This is a genomic window from Collinsella aerofaciens, from assembly GCF_039752775.1.
Lineage (GTDB): Bacteria > Actinomycetota > Coriobacteriia > Coriobacteriales > Coriobacteriaceae > Collinsella > Collinsella aerofaciens_R.
The window spans coordinates 67,110-86,591 of the sequence record NZ_JBDMGT010000002.1 but is presented as its reverse complement, the minus strand read 5'-3'; the positions used below and the strand labels follow the sequence as shown (position 1 = coordinate 86,591).

Below are 19,482 nucleotides of genomic sequence, written 5' to 3'. Positions count from 1 at the left end.
ATGGAAGACAAGCATCTATATCGAGAGACACAATGGGATGTATCGGCCGAGGAAAGCCGTGCGCACCATGGCCTTGTCGCGATTGGTTTTGCGGTGCTTGCCGTGTTGGTGATTGCCTTTTGTATTTGGACGTTCGGCGGTCGTGGCGGCGTCACCTGGGGGTTTGAAGCCGACGATGCCCTGCCGATTATGACCATGAAAGTTTCTGGTGGCAACACGGTTGCCGCACCGGGCGACTATTGGTATCCGCGCGACGAGTTTGTGCAGCTGCAGTTGAGCGGCGGGTCTATTCCGGGCGAAGAAATCGAACGCGTGACGTTTGATGAGGCACTCAAAACACTCATGGTGAAGCTCAAAGATCAGGGCGATGTGCCCACGACCATGGATATCGCTCTGACGGAGTGGCGTCTGGAACCTCCGTCGGGCGTTACGGTATCCGACGTAGAGCACGTTAAGATTACCTACCAAGATGGCTCGACGAGCGAGATTGCAAAGGCCGATGGCTTGGCGGAGTAACGGGGTGTTTGGAAACGGCGGGCCTATAGTGCCTGCGCGTTCATGAAAACCAGGGTGTTTTTGTCTGAAAGCTCGGGGATGTGCCGATAGCCGATATTGAATGCGGTAAGTTCGCTTGCATCCTCGAGCTTGTTTTCTGCCATCCACCGCACCATGGAGCCGCGTGCCTTTTTGCTGGCGGTCGACTGTTGGATGGGCTTCCCGTTGCGGATGCCCTCGCCAAAGAGGCATGTGACGGCTGTGGCGTCGCCCGCGAGGTGGGGCAGAACGGCTTTGGCATACTCTACGCTGGCGAGGTTGACGATCGTGGTGTTTGAGCCTGCCGGGGCGATAGCCCGCGCGAGCTTATCGCTCCAAAATGCGTAGAGGTCTCGGGCACCGTCGACGACAAGCTTCGCGCCCATCTCCAGCCGATACGGTTCGACGGCATGAAAGGGACGAACGCACCCGTAGAGGCCGGAGAGGATCCACAGATGGTCTTGCAGCCATGCGAGCTGTGCGGAATCCATCACCTCGGGTGCCATGCTCTGGTATTGAATGCCGTGATAGGACATGACGGCAGGGGAGAGGTGACGGGCGAGTGCGGGATTGTCGAGATCGCCGCTTTTCAGGATGGGCCCGAACTCATGCAGTGTGTTGAGGCAAGGTCCCAGCAGTTTGTCACTCACGTTCCACAGCGCCTGCAGGCCGCCGCTGCCTTCATTCCGCTCGATATCTAGCAGTGCGCGGTGGAGGCGAGCCGTCTCGCGCACAAAGGGTGGGATGCCCAGGACTTCAAAAGCATCTTGTGCCGCGCGCATTTGCTTGGCGGGCGAAATGATGACCTGCAGCATGGACTCTCCTCTGCCAAAAAAAGAAGTTGCGGTGGAATACGGTCTGTTTGGTCTATTGAAAGACCAAATCAATCCGTATTCCACCGCAAGTTATGGGTGGGGTGGATTAGGCGCGCTCGAGGAAGGCTTTGTAGCCGCGGTAGGCCTCGTAGATATCGGCCTTGTTGGCGACCTCCCACAGGGCGTGCATGGACAGGACGGCAACACCGGAGTCGATGACGTTCATGCCGTACTTGGCCATGATGTAGGCGATGGTGCCGCCGCCGCCACCGTTGACGCGGCCGAGCTCGCAGGTCTGGAAGTCCACGCCTGCCTCGTCCATAATGTCGCGGATGAGGGCCACATATTCGGCGTCGGCGTCGTTAGAGCCGCCCTTGCCGCGGCTGCCCGTGTACTTGTTAAAGCACAGGCCACGACCCATGAAGGCGGCGTTTTTGGTCTCGAACTTGCCGGCGTAGCCCGGGTCGAAGCCGGCGGACACGTCAGAGGAGAGCATGCGGCTGTGGGCGAGTGCACGGCGCAGGGCCAGCGGGCTATCCTCGCCGGCGAGCGTCATGATCTCGGCGACGGTGTTCTCGAAGAAGCGGCTCGTCATACCGGTGGCACCCACGGAGCCGATCTCCTCCTTATCGACGATGAGCGTGATGCTCGTGCGCTCGACATTGGCCACATTGATCTGGGCGAGCATGGAGGGGTAGGCGCAGACGCGGTCGTCGTGACCATAGCCCAAAATCATGGAGCGGTCGAGGCCCATGTCGCGGGCGGGGCCGGCGGGCACGACCTCGATCTCGGCGGAGAGGAAGTCCTCCTCCTCGACGTCGTACTGCTCCTTGAGGATGTCCAGGAACATCTGCTTGACGGGCTCCTTGGGGGCGTCCTTGTCGTCCTCGTCAAACTTGACGGGACGGCCGCCCACGATCACGTCGAGAATCTCGGCGTCGACGGCGTCCTTGGCGGGCTTGGACATCTGCTCGCTCGAGAGGTGGATCAGCAGGTCGGAGATGGTAAAGACCGGGTCGTCCGCCTTGTCGCCGATGTTGATGTCGACGGTGGTGCCGTCCTTTTTGCAGATGACGCCTACAAGTGCAAGCGGGGAGGCCACCCAGTGGTAGCTCTTGACGCCGCCGTAGTAGTGCGTGTCGAGGTAGGCCATGTCGCCGGCCTCGAAGGCGGGATTTTGCTTGAGGTCCAGGCGCGGCGAGTCCACGTGGGCGCCCAGGATGTTAAAGCCCTGCTCGAGCGGGGTGGTGCCCAGGTTGACGAGCATAAGGTCCTTGCCGTGGTTGGCGGCGTACACCTTGTCGCCGGTCTTGAGCGCGCGGCCCTCGGCGATCACGGTCTCCAGATTGACGTAGCCCGCCTCCTCGGCCATCTTGATACCGGTCTTGACGCACAGGCGCTCGGTCTTGTTTTCGCTCAAAAACTGCTTATAGCCGCGGCAAAGCTCCTCGAGCTCCTCGACTTGCTGTGGCGTGTACTTTTTCCATGCGCAGGGACGCTCCATGACGCAGGCTCCTTTCGGATCGATCGTGCTGGTTGATGTACCGTGAGCCATCGTATCACGCGCGGGCTCACGGTGGCAGGGGAGCTTGATGTGTGGTGGCCGCGGGGCAGGGAGCGTGTAAACTGGTGTGAGCAAACCGTGCCCAGCCCAAAGCGAGGTATTCAATATGTCTGACAAGCGCCGCACCTTTGCCGTTATTGACGGCAACTCGCTCATGCACCGCGCCTTCCACGCCGTGCCGCCGACCATGAACGCGCCGGACGGTCGCCCCACCAACGCGATCTTTGGCTTTCTGAACATGTTTCTCAAGATGATCGACGCCTTTAACCCCGACGGTGTGGTTGTGGCGTTCGATAAGGGCAAGCCGCTAGTGCGCATGGAGATGCTACCGCAGTATAAGGCGCAGCGTCCGCCCATGGATCCCGATCTGCACGCGCAGTTTCCGATGATCAAGGAGCTGCTCACGGCGCTCAACGTGCCGATTCTGCAGTCCGAGGGCTGGGAAGGCGACGATATCCTGGGAACCATGGCGCGCCTGGGTGAGGAGGCAGGCTGCGACATGCTGCTGGTGACCGGCGACCGCGACATGTATCAGCTTGTGACCGAGCACGTCAACGTGGTCTCGACCCGCAAGGGCCTGTCCGACGTAGCGATTATGACGCCCGAGAGCGTGGATGACCTGTATCACGGCATTACGCCGGCGCTCGTGCCCGATTTTTACGGCCTGAAGGGCGATACGTCGGACAACATTCCCGGCGTACCGGGCATCGGCCCCAAAAAGGCGAGCGCGCTCATTGCGCAGTACGGCAGCTTGGACGAGGTCATCGCGCATGCTGACGAGGTCAAGGGCAAGATGGGCGAGAACCTTCGTGCGCACATCGACGACGCGCTGCTGAGCCGCAAGGTTGCGACCATTCGCACCGATGCGCCTGTCGAGCTCGACTTTGAGGCGACGTCCTTTCCGGCGTTTTCTTCCGACGAGGTCTCCGCGGCGCTGGGTACGCTTGGTATCACCGCCATGCAGAACCGTTTCTTGGCGCTGATTGGCGGCGAAGGCGGGGCTGCGGCCACCGCCAGCGCGTTCGAGATGCCCGCGGTTTCGCGCGCTGCCGCCGGCGATGCCGAGGCGCTCGCTGCCGCTGCCGCCGAGATCGCTCGCACGATCGAGGCAGGCGAGTGGATTGCCGCCGTGGTGGACGATGACAAGGAGGAGGGCGCGCTTTTTGGCCTGACGCGCACGCTGTGGCTGGCGACGTCCAAGGGGCTGCTTGCGCTTGAGGAGGGCGAAGGCGGTACCACTGCCGCGGTCGATGGCTTCAACTTCGCCCACGGCGTGATCGCCGGCGTGCTTGCGCGCCTGTTTATGGAGGGCCGCGTGGCGAGCCCGGATATGAAAGCACTGCTGCATGAGCTTTCGCCCATCGACTCTTCCGAGCTTGAGCTCATGGATCCGCTGGCAGTCGATTCCACGCGCATCTTCGATACCGTGGTTGCCGCCTACCTGTTGGATTCCGACCGCTCCGAGTTTGACGAGGCGTATCTGGCCGATACCTATCTGCAGATGGCGCTGCCTGCGGTGCGCGGTGCGGAGGGTGCTGGCGAGGATGCTCCTGCGCCCGCCGCTCGCACGGCGGCCTTGACGCTGGCACTGGTCGCACCGCTGCGCGACCGCATGGCCCGCGAGAACGCCGCCAACGTGTTCGACGGCATCGAGATGCCGCTCGTGCCGGTGCTTGCCAAGATGGAGCGCGCGGGCATGCTCGTGGATCCCGATCGGCTGCACAACCTGTCCGAGGGCCTGGCGACCCAGATCACCGAGGTCGAGCGCAGCATTCGCGACCTGGCGGGTGATGAGACGTTTAACATTGGTAGCCCTATGCAGCTCTCGCACGTGCTGTTTGACGTTATGGGGCTTCCGACCAAGGGCCTCAAAAAGACCAAGCGCGGCTACTATTCGACCAACGCCAAGGTGCTGAGCGATCTTGCCCGTGACCACGAAATCGTGCGTCTGATCTTGGACTGGCGTGAGAAGTCCAAGATCAAGTCTACCTATCTGGACACGCTGGGTCCGCTGCGCCGCGGTGACGGTCGCGTGCACACCACGTACAACCAGACCATCACGGCAACGGGTCGTCTGTCCTCGAGCGACCCGAACCTGCAGAACATCCCGACGCGCTCGGAGCTGGGGCGTACCGTCAAGACGGCGTTCTCGGCGGGCGAGGGCAGCGTCTTTTTGGCGGTGGATTACTCGCAGATCGAGCTGCGCCTGCTTGCGCATCTTTCGGGTGACGAGCACCTGGTGCGAGCCTTTAACGAGGGCGAGGACTTCCATGCAGAGACGGCCGCGCGCGTATTTGGCGTGCCGGTGTCCGAGGTAACGCCCGACCTACGCAGCCGCGCCAAGGCCGTGAACTTTGGCATCGTGTACGGCCAGCAGGCCTTCGGCCTGTCGCAATCGCTGCATATCTCGATGGCCGAGGCGCGCGACATGATCGACCGCTACTACGAGGCCTACCCGGGCGTGCGCACGTTCCTCGACAACGTGGTGGCGCGTGCCAAGCAGACAGGTTACGCCGAGACCATGTACGGCCGCCGTCGCCACATACCGGAGCTCAAGGCCAAAAATCCGCAACTCCGCGGCTTTGGCGAGCGCACGGCCATGAACCACCCCATGCAGGGCACCGCCGCCGACATCATCAAGATCGCGATGGCCCGCGTAAGCCGCCGTCTGGAAGAAGAGGGCTTTGCCGCCCACATGATCCTGCAGGTACACGACGAACTGGACTTTGAGTGCCCGGTCGAAGAAGTCGAACGCCTGACCGCCATGGTTCAAGACGTCATGGAGCACGTAGTAGACCTCCGCGTACCGTTGATCGCCGAAGCCAGCACCGGTATAACCTGGGCCGACGCCAAGTAAGGGCACGCCCACAATTCCAAAGTAACCAAAACCAGAAGGACGCCCCTCATCAACAAGGAGCGTCCTTCGTTCAATAAAAATCAGTCAAAGTATCTAGGCGCCAAGACGCCATCCAGGCGGCAAGCAAGTCACCGCAGGACCTGGCCGGGCGAGGCGGGTAAGTTTTTCGTAGATTCCGCACGAGCCGAAGAGCACTAAATGTGCTCTTCGAGCGAGCCCAGGACCTGACCGAACGAAAAACTTACCCGCCTCGCCCGGCCAGGTCCGACGAGCAACGTTAACGAGCCGCCAAGATGGCGTCGATGAGCGTCAGTACGCCCCCGTCGTTGTTGCTCGGAATGCGCCATTTGGCATGCGCGTTCATATGCTCCTCGGCATTGTCCACGATAAAGCTGTGACCGACGCGCTCGAGCATGGGGATGTCGTTGTAGGTATCGCCCACGGCGGCGGCGTCGGCAATATCGATGTCCAGGTGCTCGCATAGGTGCGCGACGCCGGCGCCCTTGTCGACGCCCAAGTTCATGAAGTCGATCCACTCGCGGCCCGCATTGGTGACATAGAGTTGGTCCGAGAATGCCGGGCTATAGGTCTCGCGGAATGCGGGCTCGGCATCGTAGGCGGGGAAGAAGATCGAGATCTTGTTGGACTCGATATCAATGCCCTCAAAGCTGTCGACGTAGTTGATTGTGTTGTAGTAGACGCTGATCTCGTCGTGGTATTGATGGTCGCGGGCAAGTACGTAGAACTCGTCAAAGCAGCACAGGACGGGGACAGCGCGCGGATCCTCCGAGGCGCGGCTCAAGACCTGCTGATACAGCGCCACATCGATAGCGCTCTTATAGATGTAGTTGCCGCGATATATCACGCACGCACCGTTATCGGGACAAAAGGCGAGGCGGTTCTTGATGCCCTCGAACATCTCTTCGAGCTTGGGGGCGGGACGTCCGCTGGCGGGGCAGAATACGATGCCGGCTTCGGCGAGCTTGTCCAGGCGTTCGTCAAGGCCTTGCGGCAGCACGCGCTCGTCGGTCAGCAGCGTCTTGTCCATGTCGACGGCGATGAGCTTAATGTTTCCGATATTGGCGTCCGATTCGTAAGTTTGCATAAAAGCGAGCCTTTCGTTTCGAAATTGTTTCAGACGTTATAACCATCAACTCGTAGTCAGGCGTATTTTCGCAGGATTGGCGCGCGTTTGCATCTTCATTCACAAAGTAATGAAAAAACTTTTCAGAAATATGAATTTGTCGCTTGTACAGCAGGCACTTTAGCGTAATATAGCGACCATCGAAAACGGAGACGGAAAAACAACCGCTTACCGAGGAAAAGGTACCGTTTACGATATAAGAATTGCGCCCGGCGATAGGTGAAAGGAGAGGCAGATGCAGTTCGTAAAGATCATCACTACTGCAGACAATGCCATCCGACGCCAGCGCGCAATTTCCCGACGAAGATAACAATCGTCTCTGTCCGCATGGGGCGAATTGCCTCAACAGAGTCATTTTGAGGTCGTTGGGTTTTAGCACGACATTGCTGCATGTTTCTAGGGCATGTATGTGCTGATTTTTGCTATTTAACCTGATATTGCACGGTATATGACCTTGAAATGACTTGCAACTGACCGATGTTCTAACTAGCTACCAAGGGCGAAAGGAAACAGCCATGAGCAAGGAAAAAGTCGTTCTCGCATATTCCGGTGGTCTTGATACATCCGTATGTGTCAAGTGGCTCCAGGACGAGAAGAATCTCGATGTCGTTTGCGTCTGCGGCAACGTGGGCCAGGAGGAGACCGGCCTGAATGCCAAGAAGCAGAAGGCGCTCGACCTGGGCGTTCTCGATTGCCAGGTGCTCGACCTGCGTGACGAGTTCTCCGATGAGTTCCTGACTAAGGCCATCGCCGCAAACTCCATGTACGAGAACAAGTACCCGCTGCTCTCCGCTCTGTCTCGCCCGCTGCTCGCCAAGAAGCTTGTCGAGGTCGCTCACGAGTTTGGCGCGACCTACGTCGCCCACGGCTGCACCGGCAAGGGTAACGACCAGGTTCGTTTTGAGGCTGCCGTCAAGGCCCTCGACCCCGAGCTTAAGGTTATCGCTCCGGTTCGCGAGTGGGATCTGAAGTGCCGTCCCGACGAGGTCGCCTACGCTCACGCCCATAACGTGCCGGTTCCCGAGGGTGCCAACGACAACCCCTATTCCATCGACGACAACCTGTGGGGTCGTGCCATTGAGTGCGGCCACCTGGAGGATCCCTGGAACGAGCCGCTCGACGACGCTTGGGTTATGACCAAGAATCCGGAGGACACGCCGGACACCCCGACGTATACCGAGATTGAGTTTGAGGCCGGCAAGCCCGTCGCCGTCGACGGCAAGAAGATGAAACTCTCCGAGATCGTCATCGCCCTCAACAAGATTTCGGGCGACAACGGCTTTGGCCGTCTCGACCTGGTTGAGGATCGTCTGGTGGGCCTCAAGAGCCGCGAGTGCTATGAGGTTCCCGGCGCCCTGACGCTCATTACCGCCCATAAGGCACTCGAGGACATTTGCGTTGAGGGCGACCTGCTCAAGACTAAGATTAAGCTCGAGCAGGATTGGGCCACCGCCGTGTACAACGGCCAGTGGTACAGCCCACTCAAAAACGCGCTCGACGCCTTTATGGCCGACACCCAGAAGTTCGTGACCGGCACCGTCCGTCTGAAGTTCTTTAAGGGCAACTGCCATGTCGTCGGCCGCAAGAGCCCCTTCAGCCTCTACGACTACGGTCTGGCCACCTACGACCGCGACACCACGTTTGACGAGAAGGCTAGCGCTGGCTTTATCGAGATCGATACGCTGTCGCTCAAGACGTGGGCTAAGATCCAGGGTCCCAGCTCTGCTGCCGCCCAGGCTTAAGCCTCCCTTTCCTTGGTATTCGCGCGGCCCATCTGCGTGATACATAACGGGCGCACGGGGTCCCTACCTTTCGTTATGCTTGCTGACACTTCTTAACATCGGTGGCCCCTACGTTCCGCCCGCGTATTTGATGCCGCGTCTGCGGCTGAGTCCGAGCCCCGCCGGGGTTATCCGGCGGGGCTCCTTCTATCAATTTGGCGGCTCTGCGCCTATATATATGAGGAGTATCCATTATGTTCCATGCTATCGCGCATGCTTTACTTGCCCTCGTGCCCGAGTTCGATGCTGCAAAGGTCGAGGACGTCCCTATGAGCCTGAAGGCCTGAATCGATGATTCGCAGGGCAACATCCGGAGGGAGACGTTGGGCGCCAAGTGCATGGTGCGTCACTTCTTTGCAAATTAGCTACATGGCCCCGCGCACGGCAGGGAGTGTGTAAAACTAGCGGTTGAAAAATCGCTTTAGCGACAGGGCGCATTGCTTTGGGCGCTTGTTTTGGTATTTGATGAAAGGGGACGGTTCCATGGCTCTTTGGGGCGGTCGTTTTGAGGCGGGCGTGGCCGAGGTCACGCAGGAGTTTGGCGCGTCGCTGCCGGTCGACAAACATTTCTATAAGCAGGATATCGCCGGATCTAAGGCACATGCCAAGATGCTGGCGGCCCAGGGCATTATCAGCGCCGAGGACGAGCAGGCGATTGCCGAGGGTCTGACCGCAATCGAACAGGATATCGATGCCGGCAACTTCACCTTCGATATCAACGACGAGGACATTCATATGTCCATCGAGAGCGAGCTGACGCGTCGCATCGGCGAGGCTGGTAAGCGCCTGCATACCGGGCGTTCGCGCAACGACCAAGTTGCGACCGATACGCGCCTGGGCGTCAAGGCGCTGGCCAAGGAGCTCATGGAGGCCAATCTTGAACTGCGTCATGTGCTGGTGGATGCGGCTAAAAAGTACGACAAGGTGATTCTGCCGGGTTACACGCACATGCAGCATGCTCAGCCCGTGCTGCTGTCGCACCATCTGCTGGCGTATTCCTGGATGTTCGTGCGCGACTTTACACGCCTGAAGGCCGCCTTTGATGCCGCCGACAACTGCCCGCTGGGTGCTGCCGCGCTTGCCGGTACGAGCTATCCGCTCGATCGTCAGATGACGGCTGCCGAACTTGGCTTTGCGGGCGTGATCCCCAACTCGCTCGATGCGGTTTCCGACCGTGATTTCCTGCTCGATCTGCATTACGCCGGCTCCGTCATGGCGATGCACCTGTCGCGTCTTTCCGAGGAGATTGTGCTGTGGTCGAGCTCCGAATTTGGCTTTATCACGCTTTCCGACTCCTACTCCACTGGCTCGTCCATCATGCCGCAGAAGAAGAACCCCGATTTTGCCGAGCTTATCCGCGGCAAGAGCGGCCGAGTCTATGGCAACCTGGTGCAGCTGCTCGTGACCATGAAGGGCCTGCCGCTTGCTTATAACAAGGACTTGCAGGAGGACAAGGAGGGCGCCCTCGATACCGCCCATACGCTCATGCAGTGCCTGTCCGTTATGGCCGGTATGATTTCGACCTGGACCGTCAACGAGGATGCCATGGCGCGCGAGTGCGGTGTGGGGCACCTTGCCGCCACCGATGTTGCCGATTACCTGGCCAAGCGTGGCCTGCCGTTCCGCGAGGCACATGCCGTGGTGGGCCATTTGGTCCTGATGTGTGAGAAGCGCGGCTGCAACCTTGAGGACCTGCCGTTTGAGGTGTTCCAGGAGGCGAGTCCGCTCTTTGAGCACGACATTACCGAGGCGCTCGACATCCCGTCGATTGTCGCCGCGCGCACGACCGAGGGCGGCACCGCCCCTGCCGCCGTTGCCGTGCAGCTGCAGCGTGCCGAGGCACAGCTTGAGGCCGACAAAGGCGTGTTTGGATCGCTGACCAAGGTCGTCGAAATGGGCCACGGGGTAAAGTAGGGGTTTGGCTGAAGCTGTTTTGGCCATTATTTATTGATAAATCGTTGTTGCTTTACGGACGTCTGCTGATGTGGGCGTCCGTATTTTGTTGCTATGGGGGAGGGGCTTGTCGAGAACTTCTGTAGGACCTTTGGGCAGGTTGTGAAGGGGGTACGTTCACGGGCGGCAACCGACCGTCCGCTCGGTTCGATGCGGTTGATGTGCGGTCGGATGGTACTCTAATCGGGCCTCGAAACAGAAGTGACACAAATGGAACGTTTTAATAAATTGTAACGTTTCAAAAAACAGCTTTTTGTTAACTGCAGCTAAAACTCTGTTACGATGCAGTCCGGGCGGGTGCCGGAATGGGACTTGGGCACGCGCGAACCTACTTGAAAGGCTACCTTATGGCTATCGAGAAGACCTTCATCATGATTAAGCCCGACGCTGTGCGCGATCGTAAGATCGGCGAGATCGTCGCTCGCATTGAGCGTAGCGGCCTTGTCATCGAGCGCATGGAGATGACCACGCTCGAGCGCGCTACCGTCGAGGAGCACTACGCCCATCTGGCCGACAAGCCCTTCTTTGGTGGTCTCTGTGACTTTATGACGAGCGGCCCGGTCGTTAAGATGGTCGTTTCCGGTCTCTCCGCTGTCTCCAAGATGCGCACCCTTATGGGTGCTACCAACCCGCTTGATGCTGCCCCCGGCACCATCCGCGGCGACTTCGCTGTCGATGTCAACGCCAACGTGATCCACGGCTCCGACTGCCTGGAGAACGCCGAGATCGAGATCAAGCGCTTCTTTGGCTAAACCAGCTTTGACTCCTTAAAGCTGTTAGCGTGTGGCTTGGGCGCCGCGGAACTCCATCCGTGGCGCCCTTTATATTCCAAGATCTATGAAGGGGCCCGCTCGGACGTGTGTTCCGAGCGGGCCCCTGCTGTTAGCTTGTGGCGCTGAGTAGTTTAGGCCTCGTCGACGACCTTGAGGCCGCGCGTGTGGTCGATCTCGTTGAGGAGATTGACGCGACGCTCGTGGCGGCCGCCCTCAAACTCGGCGTCGAGCCACTCATCGACAATCATCTTGGCGAGCTCGGAGCCCACGACGCGAGCACCAAAGGCGAGCACGTTGGTGTTGTTGTGCATGCGCGATAGCTTGGCGCTGAAGGGCTCGGAGCACACGACGGCGCGTACGCCCTCGACCTTGTTGGCAGCCAGGCTAATCCCGACACCGGTGCCACAGATCAGGATGCCTAGGTCGACATCGCCGTTGGCAACGGCCTTACCCACCTTGTAGCCGGCGATGGGGTAGTCGAAGCTCTCGGAGGTGTCGGTGCCAAAGTTCACGACCTCGCAGCCGCGCTCCTTCAGGTGCTCGGAGATGATGTTCTTGAGCTCGACGGCGGCGTGATCGTTACCGATACCGATCTTCATAGATGGTTCCTCTCTGTTCTGTGCGGCGCAAATGCTAAAGGTGTTTACCGCTTTCAACTGCATGATAGCGCGACTTTTGCGTAAACGCTCGGGCGTTTTTTGTTCAAATGCTTTAGCATGCAACAAGACCGGCTTCTCATGAACGAATGCCGCCAGTTTGCGCCTGAACGCCGTCTACCGGAACCTGGGTTGCGGTTTTTGATGCATTGTTATCAAATAAAAGAGCTAACTATTAATGAGAGCCCAGCCCGTTATATAAGTAGGAGATACCTATGCCTACCGATTCCATCCGTGATGCCGCGTTTTGCGATGTTTTGAACCGCGAGCTTGTCTGTGCACTCGGCTGCACCGAGCCCATTGCCGTTGCCTATGCAGCGGCGCTGGCGAGTCAGACGCTCGGTTGCGAACCCGATCATATGGATGTTGCATGCTCGGGCAACATCATCAAGAACGTTAAGAGCGTGACCGTGCCCAACTCGGGCGGTATGCACGGTATTGAGGCCGCGGCCGTGCTGGGTGCCGTGGGCGGCGACGCTAAGAGCGCTCTCGAGGTGCTCGAGAGCGTTGACGACGAAGATCGTGCTCGCGTGACCGAGCTCCTCGCCGACGCCGGCTACTGCGATGTGTCGCTTGTCGAGGGTGTGCCCAACCTCTACATCAAGGTGACTGCGACGGCCGGGGGCCATACCGCGGTCGTCGAGATTACCGACCACCACACCAATGTCACGTGCCATACCCTCGACGGTATTCCGGTGTGCGGCAAGTCGGCGGGGGAGTGTGCCGCCTGCGCCGAGCGCGTCGTGGCCGAGCGGGCGGCAGATAACGCCGATACGCCCATGTCGATTGAGACCATCATCGACTTTATCGAGGACGGTGACATTGAGGAAGGCCGCGCTGCCGTTGAGCGTCAGATTGAGCTGAATGGCGCAATCAGTGCCGAGGGCCTTGCGCACGCTTGGGGCGCCGAGGTGGGTCGTACGCTGCTAGGTGCTCGTGCCGATGACGTCGCCTGCCGTGCCCGTGCCCGTGCGGCCGCCGGGTCCGACGCCCGCATGAACGGCTGCGCGCTGCCGGTCGCCATTGTGTGCGGCTCGGGCAATCAGGGCATTACTTGCGCATTGCCCGTCATGGAGTATGCCGAGTACCTGCGCTGCGACCACGAGCGCCTGGTGCGCGCCGTGATGCTGTCCGATCTTATCGCCGTGCATATCAAGAGCTATATTGGTGCGCTCTCAGCGTTTTGCGGTGCTATTTGCGCCGCGTGCGGCGCCGGCGCCGCGATTACCTGGCTGTGCGGTGGCACGCGCGAGCAGATTGGCGCGACGGTCTCGAATACGCTCGGTAACGTGGGCGGCATCGTGTGCGACGGCGCCAAGGCGAGCTGTGCCGCCAAGATCTCGGCTGCCGTCGATGCGGCGATTCTGGGCCATGATATGGCCATGCAGGGTCGCGGCTTCCGCGCCGGCGAGGGCCTGATCCAAGATACCGTTGAGCAGACGATCGCCAGCATGGGCTACGTAGGCCGCGTGGGCATGAAGGACACCGACATCGAGATCCTCAACATCATGATCGGTAAAACCCAGGTGTGCTAGTTACGCGGTTTTACCAAACCGCGTAACCAGTCGACGCTGCAAACGCCCCTAAGCGGCAATTTGCCTTTCAATCGTCGGGCATGGCCAGAAGGCCTATGCCCTCCTCTTTCAAGGCACATTGCTCGCTTAGGGGCGTTTTCGCTGACTTATGCTCAACCTGCGGCGCTATTTTGTTTGGTGGGAGGGGTCCTATGACAGTTCGTCGGCTACTTGGTGTTCGTAGAAGGCTTCGATTACGGCGTCGAAGTCGCGGGCGAAGTCTTCCATGGTTCCGCGCCAGGTGGCTCGGCTGGGCTTGCCCTGGCCCACAAAGGCGGTTTGGATGCCGCAATCGGGGGACGGGAAGTCACGCTTGGGGTCGTTGCCCACCATAAGGACCTCGTGCGGCTCGAGTCCCATCACCTGAAGCTGCTCGAGATAGTAGGTGGCATCGGGCTTGCAGCGGGTGGTGTTTCCCATGTGCGTGACGAGCTCAAAGGGGGCGTCGGCCAGGTCGCCCCAACCCATGCGGCACTCGATGGCCCCCTGCGGAAAGCTGGGGTTGGTAAAGAGCGCGCAGCGCAGCCCTGCGTCCTGTACGGCCTGAAGCGCGGCGTGTGCGCCCGGCATGGCGTGGGCGTTGATGACATCGTCATTCTTGTGTGGAAGCACTTCGCGGTCATAGTAGGTAAACGCCTCGTAGATGAGGGGATCGGAGAGGCAGATGCCGCATCGGCGCTCGACCTCGGTGCGGTAAAACTCAAGATTGGTGCGGTTGTCCGTGCCGCTGCGGCGATTGGCATTGAGGTCGACCAGGATGGTGCCGAGGCGTGCCATCGTGCCACCGCGGCTGCGGCGTCCGATATCCGCGAGCATCGACGAGACATCCTTAAAATAGCGAAGGATGAACGCGTTGAGGTTGATGCTAAGAAGCGTCTCGTCCATATCGAAAACGACTGCTTTGAGCACGCGGGCACCTTTCTCGAAAAATCGTTCCAGAATCGTTGGCTCCGGATACTTTACCGCAAAGCCGTATGCCTAACTGCCTATCGTCAACTTATGGAGACGGTCGTCCACAAGATTGCGAAAAAGTCTCCATACGAGTAAAAAATCGCAGTTCACGCTTGAAATCGAAATGATTTCCCCGTAACCTATACGAACGTGATTGCATAAGCGTCACATTAGTATCTGTCGGCTCCCGAGTGTTCCTAAACGTTGTGTGCTTGTCGCACCCTTCTGTAGGTCCTAGCAATCGGGGCCCCGTAGTTCGAAAGGGGTCCACCTTTGAGTGAGATTCAGAACTCGTCCATTTTCTCTCTTGACGATGTCAACGAGGAGGAGATGAACAACCTCATCGACGGTACGATTACCGACTTTGATGAGGGCGATCTCGTTAACGGCACTGTCGTTAAGATCGAGCATGACGAGGTGCTCGTTGACATCGGATTCAAGTCCGAGGGCGTTATCCCGGTCCGCGAGCTGTCCATCCGCAAGGACGCTAACCCTGCAGACATCGTTGCACTCGGTGATCCCATCGAGGCTCTGGTTCTCCAGAAGGAGGACAAGGACGGTCGTCTGGTCCTGTCCAAGAAGCGTGCCGAGTACGAGCGTGCTTGGAACCGCATCGAGGAGAAGTTCAACTCCGGCGAGAACGTCGAGGGCGAGGTTATCGAGGTTGTCAAGGGCGGCCTGATCCTCGACATCGGTCTGCGTGGCTTCCTGCCCGCTTCCCTCGTCGACCTCCGTCGTGTCAAGGACCTCACCTCCTACATGGGCACCCGCATCGAGGCCCGCGTCATCGAGATGGACCGCAACCGCAACAATGTCGTCCTCTCCCGTCGCGTCGTGCTCGAGGAGTCCCGTAAGGCCGAGCGCTCCGAGATCCTGTCCAAGCTCAAGTCTGGCATGCGTCTCCAGGGCACCGTTTCCTCCATCGTCGACTTCGGCGCCTTCGTCGACCTCGGCGGTATCGACGGCCTCATCCACATCTCCGAGCTCTCCTGGAACCACGTCAACCATCCTTCCGAGGTTGTCAAGGTCGGCCAGGAGGTCGAGGTCGAGGTTCTCGACGTCGATCTCAACCGCGAGCGCATCTCTCTGGGTCTCAAGCAGACCACCGAGGATCCGTGGCGCGCACTGGTCAAGAAGTACCCCGTCGGCGCTATCGTCGAAGGCACTGTGACCAAGCTTGTCCCGTTCGGCGCTTTCGTCGACCTGGGCGAGGGCATCGAGGGTCTGGTGCACATCTCCGAGATGGCCAACAAGCACGTCGATCAGCCTTCTCAGGTCACCCACGTGGGCGACAAGGTTCAGGTCAAGGTCATGGAGATCGACCTCGACCGTCGTCGCATCTCCCTGTCCATGAAGTCTGCTGCTGAGACTCTGGGCGTCGAGATCGAGGTTACCCCGCTGCCTTCCGAGAAGAAGGACGAGGAGACCGACGCCGAGTAAATCGGTTTGACGATCACTTGTTTTAAGGGATCCGTCCGCAATGGACGGGTCCCTTTTTGCATTTGGCGCCGAGATGCGCGATGCTGCCCGGGCTATTCACAGGCTATTGGGTTGTCGATGCATGAAAAATGCCGACATCCCGCCTCGGGGAGGAGGCGGGAACACACCGAGTAGACGGAGGGGTGTGGAGCGCGGTCGCGTCTCGACTGACGACGTTGCCCATCGACAACCCTATTGTACTGCATGGCGTGGTTCTTGGTTTATCGTGTCGAACGCTTGTGTTGTGCCATTGCCTGCGGCAACGGTGTGCTACACTCTTGCACTGCTGAGTGGGCCAGACGGTCGCGCGATGTGCTGCTTGCAGCACGCGTGAGGAAAGTCCGGGCTCCAGAGGGCGGGATGCCGGCTAACGGCCGGGCGGAGTGATCCGACGGAAAGCGCCGCAGAAAAGAAGACTCCCACCTGCGCCGCAAGGCGTAAAGGGAAAAGCTGAAACGGTGGTGTAAGAGACCACCAGCGTCGTGGCAACACGGCGGCTTGGCAAGCCCCATCCGGAGCAAGCGCGAATAGGAACGCTATGGGCCGGCCCGGTCCGCGTTCGGGTAGCGTGCGTGGAGCTGCACGGTAACGTGCAGACAAGATAAATGACCGTTCACGACAGAACCCGGCTTATAGGCCCACTTGGCATTTTTGTTACCCTGACAATCGGTACGGCCTTTGCCGTATTATTGAGGCTGTTTGTTGCTTTGCTTGTTGTTGAGGGGCTTTGTTGGACAGCTATTTTACTCTGCAATCGAATATTGAGGTTTCGGGCGAGTTTGTGGACCGCAAGAGCCGGTTTATTGCCCAGCTGGTCCATATTGAGTCCGAGGATGAGGCGAATGCCTTTATCGAGACAGTTCGCAAGCGCCATTACGACGCTCGACACAATGTTCCCGCGTGGATTTTGGTCGATGGACGCGAACGCCAAAGCGATGATGGTGAGCCGAGCCGCACGAGCGGTATGCCGACGCTCGAGGTGTTGCGCGGTGCGGGGCTCAAAAATGTTTGCTGCGTAGTGACGCGCTATTTTGGTGGCACGCTGTTGGGTCCTGGTGGCTTGGTGCGTGCCTATACTGCGGCGACGCAGGCGGCGGTGGCGGCTGCTCGGGAGGCCGGGCGGATCGTCGAGATGACGAGTGTCGTGCCTGTTGACGTGCATGTGGCCTATCCGCAGTATGAGCAGGTGCTTCGTTTGGCGCAGGATTCGGGTGCCAAGGTTTCGGATACCGATTACGCGGATGCCGTGACACTTCATTTGGTGTTTAAAGCGGGGGAGCAGGGGCCGTTTTGCGCTAAGATGCGCGAGCTTATGGCGGGGCGCGAGGAGATCGAGGTCGGCGATCCCGAATTTGCCGAGTTCTAACGACGACGGCCGGCGTGCTTTTGGATGAATCCCAAGCGCGCCGGCCGTGGTTTTATGTTACTGCCGTTTACTCGGCAAGCTGCTTTAGCACATCACAGGCGATCTCGATGGCATCGTCGATGCAACCAGGGCAGCTGCGGAGCGGACCCTTATCCGATCCGATGCCCTTGAGCGTGCCGCAGACGGTCGTCGTGTTCTTCTCGCCAAAACGCTTGGCGATTTCGCGCGACAGCTTGTAGGTCTGGCCCTTGGTCTTGGGGTTTTCCATGCCGTCGCTCATTACAAAGCCCATGATGGCCACGGCTCCCGAGATGGCGCCGCAGGTTTCGGTCATGCCGCCCATGCCGGCACCAAAGCCCTCGGTGAGGGTAAAGGCGATCTGGGGGTCGAGCCCGACGGCGGGCGCGAGCGTGCAGGCGACGGCCTGGGCGCAGTTAAAGCCACGGGCGTGGTACTCGGCAGCCTGAGCCTGACTGGCGGTGATGTCGAGCTGGGCCGTATCGATTTGCTTCATCGTTGTCTCCTTGGTCACGGTGTACCCGCCTATGGTACCCGTGACGGTGCGTGTAATCATCGAGAGCTTCATGGATGCCTCATTTTATCTATCGAGCAAATGCCCAAGGCTTGAGATAAATACCCCTGATCAATTAGTCACATAACCTACCTTGGGGATGGGTTGAGAGGGGTGCGGGGTAGCGGTATCGTGGACCGAATAAAACTAAAACCCAGGCAAGGGAGCTAGATATGAGCAAGCAGACCATCGGTACGACGTGTGTTCAGGGCGGCTATCACCCGGGAGATGCCGAGCCGCGTCAGGTGCCCATCTACCAGTCCACCACGTGGAAGTACGACACGTCCGAGCACATGGGCAAGCTGTTTGACCTGGAGGAGTCGGGCTACTTCTATAGCCGTCTGCAGAACCCCACGTGCGATCTGGTTGCCGCCAAGATCTGCGAGATGGAGGGCGGCACTGCCGCGATGCTCACGAGCTCGGGCATGGCCGCGAATTTCCTTGCGATCTTTAACGTGGCCGGTGCCGGCGATCACGTAGTCGCGAGCTCTGCCATCTATGGCGGCACGTACAACTTGCTCGCCCACACCATGGGCCGTATGGGGCTGACCTGCACGTTCGTTGCCCCCGACTGCACCGATGAGGAGTTGGAGGCAGCCTTCCAACCCAACACCAAGCTCGTCTTTGGCGAGACCATCGCCAACCCCGCCCTTGCCGTGCTCGATATTGAGCGCTTTGCCAAGGCCGCGCATGACCACGGCGTGCCGCTGATGGTCGACAACACCTTCCCGACGCCCGTGATGTGCCGTCCCTTTGAGTGGGGCGCCGACATCGTTACGCACTCCACCACTAAGTACATGGATGGCCATGCGGCCTATCTGGGTGGCGTGATCGTCGACCACGGCCAGTTTGACTGGATGGCCCATGCGGACAAGTTCCCGGGTCTCACCACGCCTGACGAGAGCTACCACGGCGTGACGTATGCCGAGAAGTTCGGTCGCGAGGGCGCCTTCATTACCAAGGCCACCGCGCAGCTCATGCGCGACCTCGGCCCCATGCAGAACCCGCAGGCGGCCTTTTTCCTGAATAGCTCGCTCGAGAGCCTCCATGTGCGCATGCCGCGTCATTGCGAGAACGGCCTGGCCGTTGCCAAGTTCCTGCAGAGCCATCCCAAGGTGCGCTTCGTGAGCTATCCGGGCCTGGAGGGCGACAAGTACTATGACATGGCTCAGAAGTACATGCCCAACGGTACCTGCGGCGTTGTGAGCTTTGGCTTTAACGGTGGTCGCGCGGCGGCCGAGACCTTTATGAAGAGCCTCAAGCTCGCCCAGATCGCCACGCACGTGGCCGACGCCCGCACTTGCTGCCTGCATCCTGCTAACGCTACGCATCGCCAGATGAACGATGAAGAGCTCATCGCCTGTGGCATCTCTGCCGACATGGTGCGCCTGTCGTGCGGCCTCGAGGACACGGCCGATCTGATTGCCGACCTTGAGCAGGCGCTCGAGCAGTGCTAGGCTAGCG

General features: G+C 59.7%; 15 protein-coding genes and 1 other RNA gene. 10 read left to right on the top strand and 6 right to left on the bottom strand.

Translation table 11 applies throughout. The features are described from left to right. The gene (locus ABHR63_RS01205) at positions 1 to 516 is read left to right on the top strand and encodes a hypothetical protein (protein ID WP_195919434.1); all 516 of its coding nucleotides are present in this window, start codon (positions 1 to 3) and stop codon (positions 514 to 516) included. Positions 517 to 539: 23 nt separating this feature from the next. On the opposite strand, the gene ABHR63_RS01200 is transcribed toward ABHR63_RS01205, so the two are convergent. Together ABHR63_RS01200 and ABHR63_RS01195 are read right to left on the bottom strand one after the other, a co-directional pair. Further along, positions 540 to 1,349, bottom strand: a complete 810-nt coding sequence (locus tag ABHR63_RS01200) for a YaaA family protein (protein ID WP_346964912.1) — start codon at positions 1,347 to 1,349, stop codon at positions 540 to 542. Between the two features lie 106 nt (positions 1,350 to 1,455). Further along, positions 1,456 to 2,853: an aminopeptidase gene (locus tag ABHR63_RS01195; RefSeq protein WP_346964913.1), complete on the bottom strand. Its 1,398-nt coding sequence runs from the start codon at positions 2,851 to 2,853 to the stop codon at positions 1,456 to 1,458. Positions 2,854 to 3,019: 166 nt separating this feature from the next. On the opposite strand from ABHR63_RS01195, the gene polA reads away from it, so the two are divergent. Beyond that, complete coding sequence (gene polA / locus ABHR63_RS01190; RefSeq protein WP_346964914.1) at positions 3,020 to 5,770, top strand: DNA polymerase I; 2,751 nt, start codon at positions 3,020 to 3,022, stop codon at positions 5,768 to 5,770. A 277-nt stretch (positions 5,771 to 6,047) separates the two neighbouring features. Here polA and ABHR63_RS01185 read toward each other — a convergent pair whose 3' ends face one another. Beyond that, on the bottom strand, positions 6,048 to 6,875 hold the full coding sequence (locus tag ABHR63_RS01185; protein WP_346964915.1) for a Cof-type HAD-IIB family hydrolase: 828 nt from the start codon (positions 6,873 to 6,875) through the stop codon (positions 6,048 to 6,050). A 554-nt stretch (positions 6,876 to 7,429) separates the two neighbouring features. Between ABHR63_RS01185 and ABHR63_RS01180 the strand changes: the two genes are divergently transcribed. The 3 genes from ABHR63_RS01180 (at position 7,430) to ndk (ending at position 11,400) form a co-directional block, all read left to right on the top strand. After that, the gene (locus ABHR63_RS01180; RefSeq protein ID WP_346964916.1) at positions 7,430 to 8,656 is read left to right on the top strand and encodes an argininosuccinate synthase; all 1,227 of its coding nucleotides are present in this window, start codon (positions 7,430 to 7,432) and stop codon (positions 8,654 to 8,656) included. A 522-nt stretch (positions 8,657 to 9,178) separates the two neighbouring features. Beyond that, the gene (gene argH, locus ABHR63_RS01175; RefSeq protein ID WP_346964917.1) at positions 9,179 to 10,609 is read left to right on the top strand and encodes an argininosuccinate lyase; all 1,431 of its coding nucleotides are present in this window, start codon (positions 9,179 to 9,181) and stop codon (positions 10,607 to 10,609) included. A 386-nt stretch (positions 10,610 to 10,995) separates the two neighbouring features. Then, positions 10,996 to 11,400 (top strand): nucleoside-diphosphate kinase, encoded by a 405-nt coding sequence (ndk, locus tag ABHR63_RS01170; RefSeq protein ID WP_055251725.1) that lies wholly within the window; start codon positions 10,996 to 10,998, stop codon positions 11,398 to 11,400. Between the two features lie 152 nt (positions 11,401 to 11,552). Here ndk and rpiB read toward each other — a convergent pair whose 3' ends face one another. Then, positions 11,553 to 12,020: a ribose 5-phosphate isomerase B gene (gene rpiB, locus ABHR63_RS01165; protein ID WP_006234151.1), complete on the bottom strand. Its 468-nt coding sequence runs from the start codon at positions 12,018 to 12,020 to the stop codon at positions 11,553 to 11,555. A 272-nt stretch (positions 12,021 to 12,292) separates the two neighbouring features. On the opposite strand from rpiB, the gene ABHR63_RS01160 reads away from it, so the two are divergent. Then, on the top strand, positions 12,293 to 13,612 hold the full coding sequence (locus tag ABHR63_RS01160; RefSeq protein WP_346964918.1) for an L-cysteine desulfidase family protein: 1,320 nt from the start codon (positions 12,293 to 12,295) through the stop codon (positions 13,610 to 13,612). Between the two features lie 189 nt (positions 13,613 to 13,801). On the opposite strand, the gene ABHR63_RS01155 is transcribed toward ABHR63_RS01160, so the two are convergent. Further along, a complete protein-coding gene (locus ABHR63_RS01155) occupies positions 13,802 to 14,560 on the bottom strand; it encodes an HAD family hydrolase (protein WP_329737888.1) in 759 nt (252 codons plus the stop codon). Positions 14,561 to 14,875: 315 nt separating this feature from the next. Between ABHR63_RS01155 and rpsA the strand changes: the two genes are divergently transcribed. The 3 genes from rpsA (at position 14,876) to ABHR63_RS01140 (ending at position 17,447) form a co-directional block, all read left to right on the top strand. Beyond that, a complete protein-coding gene (gene rpsA, locus ABHR63_RS01150) occupies positions 14,876 to 16,042 on the top strand; it encodes a 30S ribosomal protein S1 (RefSeq protein WP_022095232.1) in 1,167 nt (388 codons plus the stop codon). Between the two features lie 326 nt (positions 16,043 to 16,368). After that, positions 16,369 to 16,730, top strand: an RNA gene (gene rnpB / locus ABHR63_RS01145) — RNase P RNA component class A. 78 nt (positions 16,731 to 16,808) lie between these two features. Next, positions 16,809 to 17,447 (top strand): YigZ family protein, encoded by a 639-nt coding sequence (locus ABHR63_RS01140; protein WP_199409465.1) that lies wholly within the window; start codon positions 16,809 to 16,811, stop codon positions 17,445 to 17,447. Between the two features lie 67 nt (positions 17,448 to 17,514). Here the strand turns inward: ABHR63_RS01140 and ABHR63_RS01135 are convergent, their stop codons facing one another. Further along, positions 17,515 to 17,961, bottom strand: a complete 447-nt coding sequence (locus ABHR63_RS01135; protein ID WP_346964919.1) for a C-GCAxxG-C-C family protein — start codon at positions 17,959 to 17,961, stop codon at positions 17,515 to 17,517. A 230-nt stretch (positions 17,962 to 18,191) separates the two neighbouring features. On the opposite strand from ABHR63_RS01135, the gene ABHR63_RS01130 reads away from it, so the two are divergent. After that, on the top strand, positions 18,192 to 19,475 hold the full coding sequence (locus tag ABHR63_RS01130) for an O-acetylhomoserine aminocarboxypropyltransferase/cysteine synthase family protein (protein ID WP_346964920.1): 1,284 nt from the start codon (positions 18,192 to 18,194) through the stop codon (positions 19,473 to 19,475). Positions 19,476 to 19,482 lie beyond the last annotated feature (7 nt).

Excerpts from the sequence above, each read along its gene's own strand:
- ABHR63_RS01205 (WP_195919434.1), top strand. The coding sequence starts at position 1 with ATGGAAGACAAGCATCTATATCGAGAGACACAATGGGATGTATCGGCC.
- ABHR63_RS01200 (WP_346964912.1), bottom strand. The coding sequence starts at position 1,349 with ATGCTGCAGGTCATCATTTCGCCCGCCAAGCAAATGCGCGCGGCACAA.
- ABHR63_RS01195 (WP_346964913.1), bottom strand. The coding sequence starts at position 2,853 with ATGGAGCGTCCCTGCGCATGGAAAAAGTACACGCCACAGCAAGTCGAG.
- polA (WP_346964914.1), top strand. The coding sequence starts at position 3,020 with ATGTCTGACAAGCGCCGCACCTTTGCCGTTATTGACGGCAACTCGCTC.
- ABHR63_RS01185 (WP_346964915.1), bottom strand. The coding sequence starts at position 6,875 with ATGCAAACTTACGAATCGGACGCCAATATCGGAAACATTAAGCTCATC.
- ABHR63_RS01180 (WP_346964916.1), top strand. The coding sequence starts at position 7,430 with ATGAGCAAGGAAAAAGTCGTTCTCGCATATTCCGGTGGTCTTGATACA.
- argH (WP_346964917.1), top strand. The coding sequence starts at position 9,179 with ATGGCTCTTTGGGGCGGTCGTTTTGAGGCGGGCGTGGCCGAGGTCACG.
- ndk (WP_055251725.1), top strand. The coding sequence starts at position 10,996 with ATGGCTATCGAGAAGACCTTCATCATGATTAAGCCCGACGCTGTGCGC.
- rpiB (WP_006234151.1), bottom strand. The coding sequence starts at position 12,020 with ATGAAGATCGGTATCGGTAACGATCACGCCGCCGTCGAGCTCAAGAAC.
- ABHR63_RS01160 (WP_346964918.1), top strand. The coding sequence starts at position 12,293 with ATGCCTACCGATTCCATCCGTGATGCCGCGTTTTGCGATGTTTTGAAC.
- ABHR63_RS01135 (WP_346964919.1), bottom strand. The coding sequence starts at position 17,961 with ATGAAGCAAATCGATACGGCCCAGCTCGACATCACCGCCAGTCAGGCT.
- ABHR63_RS01130 (WP_346964920.1), top strand. The coding sequence starts at position 18,192 with ATGAGCAAGCAGACCATCGGTACGACGTGTGTTCAGGGCGGCTATCAC.